12 protein-coding genes and 1 tRNA gene are annotated in these 11,961 nt (G+C 51.5%); 6 read left to right on the top strand and 7 right to left on the bottom strand.

Annotation, left to right across the window (positions count from 1 at the left end; translation table 11 throughout):
- Positions 1-77: transfer RNA gene (locus FEK47_RS19440), tRNA-Met, on the bottom strand.
- Between the two features lie 208 nt (positions 78-285).
- Between FEK47_RS19440 and mltA the strand changes: the two genes are divergently transcribed.
- On the top strand, positions 286-1,383 hold the full coding sequence (gene mltA / locus FEK47_RS19435; protein ID WP_130214565.1) for a murein transglycosylase A: 1,098 nt from the start codon (positions 286-288) through the stop codon (positions 1,381-1,383).
- A gap of 238 nt (positions 1,384-1,621) precedes the next feature.
- Entirely contained in the window at positions 1,622-2,428 is an 807-nt protein-coding gene (gene tcdA / locus FEK47_RS19430; RefSeq protein WP_135487351.1) for a tRNA cyclic N6-threonylcarbamoyladenosine(37) synthase TcdA, read from the top strand.
- 56 nt (positions 2,429-2,484) lie between these two features.
- Here tcdA and csdE read toward each other — a convergent pair whose 3' ends face one another.
- The gene (gene csdE, locus FEK47_RS19425) at positions 2,485-2,928 is read right to left on the bottom strand and encodes a cysteine desulfurase sulfur acceptor subunit CsdE (RefSeq protein ID WP_135487352.1); all 444 of its coding nucleotides are present in this window, start codon (positions 2,926-2,928) and stop codon (positions 2,485-2,487) included.
- Positions 2,928-4,133 (bottom strand): cysteine desulfurase CsdA, encoded by a 1,206-nt coding sequence (gene csdA, locus FEK47_RS19420; RefSeq protein WP_130214559.1) that lies wholly within the window; start codon positions 4,131-4,133, stop codon positions 2,928-2,930. The genes csdE and csdA overlap by 1 nt, the downstream gene beginning before the upstream one ends.
- Positions 4,134-4,324: 191 nt before the next feature.
- Between csdA and FEK47_RS19415 the strand changes: the two genes are divergently transcribed.
- The 4 genes from FEK47_RS19415 to rlmM all read left to right on the top strand — a co-directional run bounded on the left by FEK47_RS19415 (position 4,325) and on the right by rlmM (position 7,327).
- On the top strand, positions 4,325-4,552 hold the full coding sequence (locus tag FEK47_RS19415; RefSeq protein ID WP_130207708.1) for a YgdI/YgdR family lipoprotein: 228 nt from the start codon (positions 4,325-4,327) through the stop codon (positions 4,550-4,552).
- A gap of 350 nt (positions 4,553-4,902) precedes the next feature.
- Entirely contained in the window at positions 4,903-5,820 is a 918-nt protein-coding gene (gene gcvA, locus FEK47_RS19410; protein WP_130207706.1) for a glycine cleavage system transcriptional regulator GcvA, read from the top strand.
- Between the two features lie 18 nt (positions 5,821-5,838).
- Positions 5,839-6,234 (top strand): DUF423 domain-containing protein, encoded by a 396-nt coding sequence (locus FEK47_RS19405; RefSeq protein WP_000203905.1) that lies wholly within the window; start codon positions 5,839-5,841, stop codon positions 6,232-6,234.
- Positions 6,227-7,327, top strand: a complete 1,101-nt coding sequence (rlmM, locus tag FEK47_RS19400; protein ID WP_130214557.1) for a 23S rRNA (cytidine(2498)-2'-O)-methyltransferase RlmM — start codon at positions 6,227-6,229, stop codon at positions 7,325-7,327. The genes FEK47_RS19405 and rlmM overlap by 8 nt, the downstream gene beginning before the upstream one ends.
- A 31-nt stretch (positions 7,328-7,358) precedes the next feature.
- Here rlmM and fucR read toward each other — a convergent pair whose 3' ends face one another.
- From fucR to fucI, 4 genes are all read right to left on the bottom strand, one after another.
- The gene (gene fucR, locus FEK47_RS19395) at positions 7,359-8,102 is read right to left on the bottom strand and encodes an L-fucose operon activator (protein WP_138183326.1); all 744 of its coding nucleotides are present in this window, start codon (positions 8,100-8,102) and stop codon (positions 7,359-7,361) included.
- A 57-nt stretch (positions 8,103-8,159) separates the two neighbouring features.
- Entirely contained in the window at positions 8,160-8,582 is a 423-nt protein-coding gene (gene fucU / locus FEK47_RS19390; RefSeq protein WP_130221499.1) for an L-fucose mutarotase, read from the bottom strand.
- A gap of 1 nt (position 8,583) precedes the next feature.
- On the bottom strand, positions 8,584-10,002 hold the full coding sequence (gene fucK / locus FEK47_RS19385) for an L-fuculokinase (protein WP_135487353.1): 1,419 nt from the start codon (positions 10,000-10,002) through the stop codon (positions 8,584-8,586).
- 107 nt (positions 10,003-10,109) lie between these two features.
- The gene (fucI, locus tag FEK47_RS19380; RefSeq protein WP_135487354.1) at positions 10,110-11,885 is read right to left on the bottom strand and encodes an L-fucose isomerase; all 1,776 of its coding nucleotides are present in this window, start codon (positions 11,883-11,885) and stop codon (positions 10,110-10,112) included.
- Positions 11,886-11,961 lie beyond the last annotated feature (76 nt).

Genomic DNA, 11,961 nt, shown 5'->3' with positions numbered 1-11,961 from the left:
TGGTTGCGGGGGCCGGATTTGAACCGACGACCTTCGGGTTATGAGCCCGACGAGCTACCAGGCTGCTCCACCCCGCGTCCGTGGATGCGCACTATACTCCGCTCGCGTTTTCATGCAACCTTTTTTTTACTCTGATCACGGATTTGGCATGATTTTGAACAAAAACAAAGCATTGAAGTCTATTTTTTGTGCAAAATTTGCATCGGGGAACACTACGGATTTCATTAAAGGCGACGGTTTGTTATCTTCATTAACGCCTTATTTTTTAACCTGAAGAAGAGAACAATGAAAGGACGTTGGGTAAAGTACCTTCTTATGGGCGCGGTTGTGACGATACTGGCCGCCTGCTCCTCTAAACCAACCGATCGCGGACAGCAATATAAAGACGGGAAATTTACCCAGCCTTTCTCTCTGGTGAACCAACCAGATGCTGTTGGCGCGCCGATTAACGCCGGTGATTTTGCCGAACAAATTAACCATATCCGTAACGCGTCGCCGCGTCTGTATGGCAACCAGAGTAGCGTTTATAACGCCGTGCAGGAGTGGCTGCGTGCAGGCGGTGATACCCGCAATATGCGCCAGTTCGGCATTGACGCCTGGCAGATGGAAGGTGCGGATAATTACGGTAACGTGCAGTTTACGGGCTATTACACGCCGGTGATTCAGGCGCGCCATACTCGTCAGGGCGAGTTCCAGTATCCTATTTATCGAATGCCGCCAAAACGTGGGCGTTTGCCGTCTCGCGCGGAGATCTACGCGGGAGCATTGAGTGATAAATATATCCTCGCTTACAGCAACTCTCTGATGGATAACTTCATTATGGATGTGCAGGGTAGCGGGTATATTGATTTTGGTGATGGCAGTCCGCTTAACTTTTTCAGCTATGCCGGAAAGAATGGTCATGCCTATCGCAGTATTGGTAAGGTGCTGATCGACCGTGGCGAAGTGAAAAAAGAAGATATGTCGATGCAGGCGATTCGTCACTGGGGCGAAACACACAGTGAAGCCGAAGTTCGCGAGCTGCTGGAACAGAACCCGTCTTTCGTCTTCTTTAAACCGCAGTCTTTTGCACCGGTGAAAGGGGCAAGTGCGGTGCCGCTGGTTGGTCGAGCTTCAGTTGCCTCCGATCGTTCCATTATCCCGCCAGGTACAACCTTGCTGGCAGAAGTGCCGCTGCTGGATAATAACGGCAAATTTAACGGTCAGTACGAACTGCGTCTGATGGTGGCGTTGGATGTCGGTGGCGCAATCAAAGGCCAACACTTCGATATCTATCAAGGAATCGGGCCGGAAGCCGGACACCGTGCAGGTTGGTATAATCACTATGGACGTGTTTGGGTGCTGAAAACGGCCCCGGGCGCAGGTAACGTCTTTAGTGGTTGATGTGTTATTCTTTATGCCGTTTTTACGGATAAGGCAGGGTGAGGAATAACCTCACATCCTGATTATTAACTAAGTGCGCGTTGTTCATGCAGGATGCGGCGTGAACGCCTTATCCGGCCTACAAATCATGCAAATTCAATATATTGCAGGAGTTATGTAGGCCTGATAAGCGTAGCGCATCAGGCATTTATGCGTTTAGGGTGAGGGATAACCTCGCCCTTTTTAATTCTGAGGTGCTATGTCTGTTGTAATTAGTGATGCATGGCGTCAGCGTTTTGGTGGCACTGCGCGTCTGTATGGTGAAAAAGCGTTGCAACTGTTCGCTGATGCGCATATTTGTGTGGTGGGTATCGGTGGTGTCGGTTCCTGGGTGGCGGAAGCGCTGGCGCGCACGGGGATTGGCGCAATCACGCTTATTGATATGGATGATGTGTGCGTCACCAATACCAATCGGCAAATTCACGCCCTGCGCGATAACGTCGGGCTGGCAAAAGCGGAAGTAATGGCGGAGCGCATTCGCCAGATTAACCCTGAGTGCCGTGTAACAGTAGTCGATGACTTCGTGACGCCGGATAACGTAGCGCAATACATGAGTGCAGGTTATTCGTATGTAATTGATGCCATTGATAGCGTGCGACCCAAAGCGGCGCTGATTGCTTATTGTCGGCGCAATAAAATCCCGCTAGTCACGACCGGTGGCGCTGGTGGGCAGATTGATCCGACGCAGATTCAGGTTACCGATCTGGCGAAAACGATTCAGGATCCGCTGGCGGCGAAGCTGCGCGAGCGCCTGAAAAGCGATTTCGGCGTGGTGAAAAACAGTAAAGGTAAGCTCGGCGTGGATTGCGTGTTTTCTACTGAAGCGCTGGTGTACCCGCAGTCAGACGGTACGGTGTGTGCGATGAAAGCCACGGCAGAAGGGCCGAAGCGGATGGATTGTGCATCTGGATTTGGCGCCGCGACGATGGTAACCGCCACCTTTGGGTTTGTTGCGGTTTCTCATGCGCTGAAGAAGATGATGGCGAAAGCGGCGCGCCAGGGGTAAACATTAGGTCGGATGCGACGTCTGGTGTGTCTTATCCGACCAGAAACTGTGTAACATCAAGGTTGTTTCGCCGCGGCGAGAATTGCCTCGCTTAACGCATTTAATCCCTGACTGCGAGAGGCGCTAAGTTGCGCACGCAATCCCAGCTCATCAAACAATGCCAGCGGCGACAGTGCTTGTAACTCGGCGGCAGTTTTGCCCTCAACGGCAGTCAGCAATACGGCCAGCAGACCGCGCACAATGCGCCCTTCGCTATCACCAAAGAAATGCATCCTGCCATTTTCTGCGACGTTATATCCAAGCCAGACGCGGTTTTCACATCCGGCAATTTCTTTGGCCTGTGCTTTTAATTCGTCTGGCAACGCAGGCAGCTGTTTCCCCAACATAATCAGCTGGCGATATTTGTCTTCCCATTGCGTCAATGGCGCGAAAGTATCGCGTAACGTCTGTACGGTAACGGTTGTGCCGAACGGATGTCCGGCGAATTGCGGGTTCGTCATTAATCCACCAATAATTCCAGCGCGCGGTCAACGGCATTCACCAGCGCATCCACATCACTCTTTGTATTATATGGCGCAAAAGAGGCGCGCAGAGTGCCGGTTACGCCTAATTCTGCCAACAGCGGTTGAGCACAGTGCTGCCCGGCGCGCAGGGCAATACCATATTCCGCCAGTAGCGTCACCATATCGCTGTGATGAACACCCGCGAAATCAAAGGCCAGCAGGCTGGAGTCCTGACAGCGGAATGAACGAAAGCCTGGACGTTTTGCCAGAGCGTCTTCTGCAAGCGTCGCCAGGCTACGGCTCCAGCTTTCGGCCTGGTCGATATCATAATCTGCCAGCCATTCCAGCGCCGCGCTTAATCCTATGACACCAGCGACATTTGGCGTTCCGGCTTCCAGTTTCCACGGCGCGGATTGAGTGGTGAAGCCGTCAAAACTCACTTCGTGAATCATTTTGCCGCCACCCAGCCAGGGCGACATCGCTTCCAGCAGTTCTGGTTTGCCGTAAAGCACGCCGATACCCGTCGGGCCATACAGTTTGTGACCAGAGAAAGCATAGAAATCGATATCCAGTTGCTGAACATCGGCAGGGAAATGCACTGCGCCCTGAGCACCATCAACCATCACCACCATCCCGGCTGAATGAGCAAAGGTAATCGCTCGCGCCAGATCCGGGCAACCGCCAGTGACGTTCGACATCTGGCCCAACGCCAGAATTCGACTACGGGGAGTAATTAACTCCGGCAATAAATCGACATCCGGCAACCGCTGCGCATTAAGCGGCAGTTTCACCACTTTGGCTCCGGTTTGTTGGGCAACCATTAGCCAGGGAACGAGGTTAGCGTGATGCTCTGCCACGCTGACAATAATCTCATCGCCCGGTTGCAGACGCGGACGGGCATAGCATTGTGCCACCATGTTGATGGATTCGGTGGTGCCGCGCGTCCAGACGATAGTTTTATCATCCGGTGCATTTAGCAATTGCGCTACTTTTTCCCGTGCAGCTTCATAACGTGCGGTCAGACGTTGGGCTTCGGCAAACTGGCTGCGATGGACGTTTCCGGCGCTCAGGCTATAGAACTGCCGGGTTGCTTCAACCACAGCTTCGGGTTTGAGTGCGGTCGCTGCACTATCGAGATAAACGCCCGCATCCTGTAGCGCGGGAAACTGGGCGCGAAATTGCGCGGGATTAAAAACGTTCATGAGACTCCTCGGCTTGATTCGCCGATCGTGACGCAAAATTCACTTTGAAACAAGGTGAGTGCTAACCATCGGAATCGTCTGGATATCCTGTTGAAGCCGCGTCAGTAACATATGCTGAATAGTGTTAGGCGTTAATTTTAGCCTGTTAATCAATATTATTAAGATTTAGTAATCGCTTTAAGGAGAAGAAGATGAAAAAGACTGCCGCCATTATCTCTGCCTGTATGCTGACTTTTGCCCTTAGCGCCTGCTCCGGTTCGAACTATGTGATGCACACCAACGACGGACGTACCATTGTATCTGATGGTAAGCCGATGACGGATGATGAAACCGGTATGATTTCTTATAAAGACGCTAATGGCAACAAACAGCAGATCAACCGTACCGACGTGAAAGAGATGGTCGAACTGGATCAGTAATTCGCGATCGCAAGGTAAAAAAAAGCACCGCAATTAGGCGGTGCTACATTAATCACTATGGACAGACAGGGTAAATGTACAGGAAGTGAAAAAAGGTAGCTTTGCTACCATGGTCTGAATCGCAGACCAATTGCAAACACAACAACACAACATCACAACCGTAAGCCAAAAGTTCACCAGAACACGCATTCCGATAAAACTTTTCGTTCCGGCTCAGGAAGTGCCGCCACTATAGGTATTTGCTGGTAGAAGCTCAACGGACAATTTATAATGGCTCAGATTAAAAAAACTAATAGGTTACACAGTGTGATCTAATTGTTAAATTCATTTAACATCAAAGTTTAAAAGCCATGTCTAAACGATTACCACCGCTAAATGCCTTACGAGTTTTTGATGCCGCAGCCCGCCATTTAAGCTTCACGCGTGCAGCAGAAGAGCTTTTTGTGACCCAGGCCGCAGTAAGTCATCAAATCAAGTCCCTTGAGGATTTTTTGGGGCTAAAACTGTTCCGCCGCCGTAATCGTTCACTTCTATTGACCGAGGAAGGGCAAAGCTATTTTCTCGATATCAAAGAGATATTTTCGCAATTAACCGAAGCGACGCGTAAACTCCAGGCCCGTAGCGCCAAAGGGGCATTGACGGTCAGCTTACTCCCCAGTTTTGCCATCCACTGGCTGGTACCGCGACTTTCCAGCTTTAATTCAGCTTATCCGGGAATCGACGTTCGAATCCAGGCGGTTGATCGTCAGGAAGATAAACTGGCGGATGATGTCGATGTGGCGATATTTTATGGCCGAGGCAACTGGCCGGGGCTGCGGGTGGAAAAGCTTTACGCCGAATACCTGTTGCCAGTGTGTTCGCCTTTACTATTAACCGGTGAGAAATCCTTGAAGACGCCGGAAGATCTGGCTAAACATACGTTATTACACGATGCATCCCGGCGAGACTGGCAGACATATACCCGCCAGTTGGGGCTGACTCATATTAACGTTCAGCAAGGGCCTATCTTCAGCCATAGCGCCATGGTGCTACAAGCAGCCATTCACGGGCAGGGTGTGGCGCTGGCAAATAATGTGATGGCGCAATCTGAAATCGAGGCCGGACGCCTTGTTTGCCCGTTTAATGACGTATTGGTCAGTAAAAATGCTTTTTATCTGGTATGTCATGACAGCCAGGCAGAACTGGGTAAAATAGCCGCCTTTCGCCAATGGATCCTGGCGAAAGCCGCTGCTGAACAAGAAAAATTCCGCTTTCGTTATGAACAATAATTTATGTAGGGTACGACCATGACCAGCCGTTTTATGCTGATTTTCGCCGCCATTAGCGGCTTCATTTTTGTCGCTCTGGGTGCTTTTGGTGCGCATGTTTTAAGTAAAACCATGGGTGCCGTTGAAATGGGCTGGATCCAGACCGGCCTCGAATACCAGGCATTTCATACGCTGGCAATTTTAGGTCTGGCGGTGGCAATGCAACGTCGCATCAGTATCTGGTTTTACTGGAGTAGCGTCTTTCTGGCGCTAGGTACGGTGCTGTTCAGCGGCAGCCTTTATTGCCTGGCGCTGTCTCATCTGCGTTTGTGGGCGTTTGTCACTCCGGTCGGCGGTGTGAGTTTTCTCGCTGGCTGGGCGTTAATGTTAGTTGGTGCTATCCGTTTAAAGCGCAAGGGCGTAAGTCATGAATAAAGTTGTATTGTTGTGCCGTCCGGGCTTTGAAAAAGAGTGCGCCGCAGAAATTACCGATAAAGCCGGGCAGCGGGAAATATTCGGTTTTGCCCGTGTAAAAGAGAATGCGGGTTATGTGATTTATGAATGTTATCAAGCGGAAGATGGCGATAAGTTAATCCGTGAGCTGCCATTTAGTTCATTAATTTTTGCCCGCCAGTGGTTTGTGGTGGGAGAACTGCTCCAGCATTTGCCGCAGGAAGACCGCATCACGCCAATAGTTGGCATGTTGCAGGGTGTGGTAGAGAAGGGCGGCGAACTTCGCGTTGAAGTCGCGGACACCAACGAAAGTAAAGAGTTACTGAAATTCTGCCGCAAGTTTACAGTACCGTTACGGGCTGCCTTGCGTGATGCGGGCGTCCTGGCGAGCTATGAAACGCCGAAGCGTCCGGTGGTGCATGTGTTCTTTATCGCGCCAGGCTGCTGTTATACCGGCTACTCCTACAGCAATAATAACTCGCCGTTCTATATGGGCATTCCGCGCCTGAAGTTTCCGGCAGATGCACCAAGTCGTTCCACACTCAAACTGGAAGAGGCATTTCATGTGTTTATTCCTGCGGATGAATGGGATGAACGCCTGGCGAACGGGATGTGGGCGGTGGATTTGGGCGCTTGCCCGGGTGGCTGGACCTACCAACTGGTGAAGCGCAACATGTGGGTTTACTCCGTTGATAACGGCCCGATGGCGCAAAGTCTGATGGATACCGGACAAGTAACGTGGCTGCGGGAAGATGGTTTTAAATTCCGCCCGACACGTAGCAATATCTCGTGGATGGTGTGTGACATGGTGGAAAAACCGGCGAAGGTCGCGGCTTTGATGGCGCAGTGGCTGGTTAATGGCTGGTGTCGTGAAACTATCTTCAACCTTAAATTGCCGATGAAAAAACGCTACGAGGAAGTATCACATAATCTGGCGTACATTCAGGCACAGCTTGATGAACATGGCATTAACGCCCAGATTCAGGCGCGTCAGTTGTATCACGATCGCGAAGAAGTGACGGTGCATGTCCGTCGTATATGGGCTGCGGTAGGTGGTCGTCGCGACGAACGATAACAGGCAAGGCCGGGGCGTCGTCTCCGGCCTGCTACCCTTTCCGGCAGGCTGTTACCAAAGAAGTTGCAACCTGGCGCTCATCAGAAATAATGTGCGTTACCTCATCCAGATGCCCGATGCGGGCTTCCCCTGAACGATTAAATTTACTTTTATCAATCAATAACAACGATTGCGCGGCACGTTTTAATAGCATCGATTTGTAATCAGCGTTGATGGCATTGGAGTCCCACAGTGCGCCGCTGCTATCGACCCCTTCACAAGAAAAAATAAATAGATCGATTTCCAGCGATTTAAGTTGGGAAATCAGCGAGGGATTGACGTAACAGCCATATTTGCGCTCAAGTGTGCCGCCGGAACTGATCAGTTGAATGCGTTCGCGTTTACCGAGTTCATGGCAAATCGGATGGCTATTGGTGAAGACCTGGATGTTGATGTCAGGCAACTGGCGTGCCAGATACCAGCAAGTTGAACTGGCGTCTAAGGCTATCACCATCCCTTCTTCAATCCACGCGAGCGCCTCGCGCGCGATATCTGTTTTATGCGCATAATGGCTTTTCAGCCGGATGTGAAAGGGATCGCCACTGTCTTGATTTTGACGGTTGATATATTTAGCGCGTCCATGATTGCGCAGAATTTTACCCTGCGTCTGTAATTCATTGAGATCGCGACGAATGGTTTCTTTACTGACCTTTAGCTGTTCAGAGAGAGCTTCCGTGGTCAGGCTGGTATGGTTCAGCAGCAGGTCGACTATCGCTTGCTGGCGTGCTGCTTTCATATTTTTCACCCCATCATTCGATAACCGCCCACGTCATGCGGGCGTACCGGTATGAGATTACGGTGTTACCCCTTTTTTTAAAAGAATATTCCCGTACTTCGCTCGTTCGCCTGTGATAACGATCGCAAAGGCTTTTTGCGCCCGTTCATAAAACGCAAAACGATTGATGCGGATGATGTCAGGACATGGGGCTTGTAGTGAAAGCGCATTACGGTAACGTCGTTCTACTTCAGGATCGAGAGTGTCACCTTCTACCGCCGCCATCATCACCAGCGGTGGTGCATAACTGTCCAGTTCAAATAACGGGATAATCGCCTGGAGCAAGTCGCTCACCAGCAGGCCATCAGCGCGGATCACCTGCGGTCCCATCGCATGGGCGGGAAAATGAGCATCGGAAAAAATAATTTCATCTCCATGTCCCATCTCTGCCAGCACTTTCAATAGTTCGGGAGAAATTAACGGCGAAATTGTTTTCAGCATTTCACGCTTCCTCTATAAATTCAGGTTCAGTTTGCGGATAGAAATAACGGTACTGATAATGAATCTGCGCGCGGGCTTCTTCCGGGCTGTTAAATTCCCCTACGCCATACCAACCGAACAGCGCAGCTCCTGCGACAGTCGTTTCGGCGTCGTCGAGAACTTTTACCGGAATATCAAGCATATTGGCTTTAATCTGATTCCACAATGCGTTGCGACTTCCTCCGCCGACTAACAATAATTCAGAGGCTTTAAAGTGCCCGATTTTTTCCAGCATCTGTAGATTGCGCTGTAATTGCGCGGTTAACCCTTCCAGCGCCGCGCGATAGAAATGCCCCCGCGTGGTATTAAGCGTCACTCCTTGCCAGCCAGCGTTCTGACACGACAATAAATCACACTGCATTTTCACGCCATCCGCGCCAGGCGCGATCAGACGAGCCTCTTCAATCAACATTTGCCAGGGAGTTTCAGCCGTCCAGAACAGTTTTCTCACCCATTCCAGCACGCCGGATGCCAGCCATTGCATACCTGGGTTATACAACCCTGCCTGGCTATCCAGTTCGCAGGTGGAACCGGCGTACTGACTTAACAGCGAAGTATCAACCTGGGCGCTGCGGACCATTAAAATTTCCCATGTACCGGAAGAGAGCACGGGTTCATTTTGTTCGGCGCCAGCGCCAAAAAGGGCGAACTGGGTATCGTGACCTGCGGAAATCACCGGTATGCCAACGGGTAAGCCGAGCATTGCTGCGGCGCTGTTCTGTAGCGTACCAATCTGTTCACCCGCTTCCACCAGACGAGGGAAGAGTCGGCGTGGAATACCGGTGGCTTGTAAAATTTGCGGACTGAAATCGCGTTGCTGAATATCCAGCATCTGGCTGGTTCCGGCCATCGTGATATCAGTAGTCAATTCACCGGTTAAACGGTGGTTAATCAGCGACGAAATAAAGAGCCAGGCGTGCGCGTGTTCCAGCAGTTGTGGATGATTTTCTTTCAACCACACCAATTTGTATAACGTATTGAAACTAAAGGCTCCGATGCCAGAAATAACCTGCAACTGCTGTGCGGAGATCAACCGTTCAATATTGTCCATTACTGCTGCTGTTCGCGGACATTTCCAGCTAATGACCGGATAGATCAGATTGCCTTGCTTATCAACCAGAGCGCCGTCCACGCCAAAGGTCGTTACGGCGATACCGCGGATGTGGCATTCAGTCAGTTCACTGTTGATTTGCCGACAGCAATCAGCAAAGCGTTGCAAAATGGCGTCTAAAGACCACTGGTGCCAGGTGCTGTTTTCCATGGCGATATCGCTGGCATTAGGTGTTGAGGCACGGGCAACAATTTTTCCCTGCCGATTAACCGCGATGGCCCTGACATTGGTCGCGCCACAGTCGAGTACCAGGATAACTTCTTGTTTCATAATCGCTCCTGAAATATAGCCGGATAACATCACTTATCCGGCTATCCACTCTTGCTTGTTCATGCCGGTAGCCGGAGCGGCCGGGCATAGCATCAGGGAGTAACGTATTAACGTTTGTACAGCGGACCGTAGTTTTTGCAAGCGCGGTAATCCTGGCCTTCAATATCCATGCCGTGCGCGGCCCAGGCAGAAGGACGATACACTTTAGTCTCTTCAACGTTGTGCATACATACCGGGATACGCAGCATTGAGGCGAGAGTGATAAAGTCTGCGCCGACGTGGCCGATGGTCAGAACGCCGTGGTTAGCGCCCCAGTTCGCCATTACCGAGTACACATCCGTAAACGGCCCTTTACCGGTGAGGCGCGGTGCAAACCAGGTGGTTGGCCAGGTTGAGTTGGTGCGTTTGTTGAGAATGTCATGCACATCCTTCGGTAGCTCCACGCTCCAGCCTTCCGCGATTTGCAGTACCGGTCCCAGGCCTTTGATGATGTTGACACGAGTCATGGTGAACGGGACGCCGCCTTCGGTAAGGAAGCGGGAAGAGTAACCGCCGCCACGGAAGTATTCGTGGATCGCCGGGCACCATTCGGTAGCGGCGAGGCAAGCGTCAGCCTCTTGCTGAGAGATTTCCCAGTGTGGCTTCATCGTCGGGTTACCTTCGCTGTCGCGTTGTTTACAGGAACCGTCCAGCGCAGCAGAACCGGAGTTGATCAAATGGATGATGCCGTGTTCTGCCAGTCCGTCCAGTTTATGCCCTGTTACACGCTCAATTGCTTCTGGTGACCAGTAGGTACGCACATCGGCAAATACCTGAGCGGTGCCGGTGAGCTGGTGGCCCATCAGCATTGCCACGCCGTTAAGACTGTCGTTTTCGGTCGCCACGACAAAGGGTTCGCGTACGCCATTCCAGTCAAATGAACTGTTGAGGAGCGCTTCGGCGGTGTCGCCATTGGGATATTGATCGGTCCAGTGACGTTGCCCCTGGAAGCCCGCAGCGATGGCGTTGTAGCCAAGTGATTCTTCCACGCGACCGATATCGGCCAGTTTGCTGTTGCCTTGCATCATGTCGCGGATACACATCGCCATCAGTAAACTTTCGCGCAAAACAGCGCGGCTTTGCTCGGCATTGCGTTGATACTGTTTGTTATTTTCATCTTCGCCATAGCGGAAGTTTTTATCAGCCCAGGCCAGCGCCATTTCCAGTTCGGCTTCGTCGTAAATCTTCTGATCGATACGGCGACGCAGTTCGGTCATATCCACCGCCTGGACTTTCATTCCCAGCCAGGATTCAAAGAAGTTGTGATCAACAATGGAACCGGCGATACCCATCGAAACGCCGCCCAGCGACAGATAGCTTTTACCTTTCATGCTGGCGACTGCCAAACCGGCGCGGGCAAAGCGCAGCAGTTTTTCTTCAACATCGGCAGGAATCGATGTGTCATCGGCATCCTGAACGTCATGGCCGTAAATGGAGAATGCCGGGATGCCTTTCTGGCTGTGAGCTGCCAGAGCCGCTGCCAGGTAAACAGCGCCGGGGCGTTCTGTGCCGTTAAAGCCCCAAATGGCTTTCGGGCGGGTTGGATCCATGTCGATGGTTTCACTGCCATAGCACCAGCAAGGCGTTACCGTAATGGTGAGGCCTACATTCTGACTGCTGAATTTTTCTTCGCAAGCAGCGGCTTCAGCCATACCCGCGATACAGGTATCGGAAATGACACACTCGACGGCAGCTCCGCAGGCATGGCGCAGTTTCTCGGTCAGCAGTGCGGCCGTGGCTTTCGCCATATTCATTGTTTGTTCTTCAAGCGACTCACGAACACCCATGCGACGACCGTCAATAACCGGGCGGATACCAATTTTCGGTAACGTATTAATTTTCATCAGGATTCCTCATCTCGCTTTATTGGCGCACTGCTAAGGCGGAGAAAGGAAACCACCGAAGCAGTAGTATTTGTCA

Source organism: Escherichia sp. E3659 (genome assembly GCF_005781135.1).
GTDB lineage: Bacteria > Pseudomonadota > Gammaproteobacteria > Enterobacterales > Enterobacteriaceae > Escherichia.
The sequence above is the reverse complement of the archived record's forward strand: the minus strand, read 5'-3'. Positions and strand labels throughout refer to the sequence as shown.

Excerpts from the sequence above, each read along its gene's own strand:
- rlmM (WP_130214557.1), top strand. The coding sequence starts at position 6,227 with ATGAATAAAGTTGTATTGTTGTGCCGTCCGGGCTTTGAAAAAGAGTGC.
- fucU (WP_130221499.1), bottom strand. The coding sequence starts at position 8,582 with ATGCTGAAAACAATTTCGCCGTTAATTTCTCCCGAACTATTGAAAGTG.
- FEK47_RS19405 (WP_000203905.1), top strand. The coding sequence starts at position 5,839 with ATGACCAGCCGTTTTATGCTGATTTTCGCCGCCATTAGCGGCTTCATT.
- mltA (WP_130214565.1), top strand. The coding sequence starts at position 286 with ATGAAAGGACGTTGGGTAAAGTACCTTCTTATGGGCGCGGTTGTGACG.
- csdA (WP_130214559.1), bottom strand. The coding sequence starts at position 4,133 with ATGAACGTTTTTAATCCCGCGCAATTTCGCGCCCAGTTTCCCGCGCTA.
- FEK47_RS19415 (WP_130207708.1), top strand. The coding sequence starts at position 4,325 with ATGAAAAAGACTGCCGCCATTATCTCTGCCTGTATGCTGACTTTTGCC.
- gcvA (WP_130207706.1), top strand. The coding sequence starts at position 4,903 with ATGTCTAAACGATTACCACCGCTAAATGCCTTACGAGTTTTTGATGCC.
- fucR (WP_138183326.1), bottom strand. The coding sequence starts at position 8,102 with ATGAAAGCAGCACGCCAGCAAGCGATAGTCGACCTGCTGCTGAACCAT.
- fucI (WP_135487354.1), bottom strand. The coding sequence starts at position 11,885 with ATGAAAATTAATACGTTACCGAAAATTGGTATCCGCCCGGTTATTGAC.
- tcdA (WP_135487351.1), top strand. The coding sequence starts at position 1,622 with ATGTCTGTTGTAATTAGTGATGCATGGCGTCAGCGTTTTGGTGGCACT.
- fucK (WP_135487353.1), bottom strand. The coding sequence starts at position 10,002 with ATGAAACAAGAAGTTATCCTGGTACTCGACTGTGGCGCGACCAATGTC.
- csdE (WP_135487352.1), bottom strand. The coding sequence starts at position 2,928 with ATGACGAACCCGCAATTCGCCGGACATCCGTTCGGCACAACCGTTACC.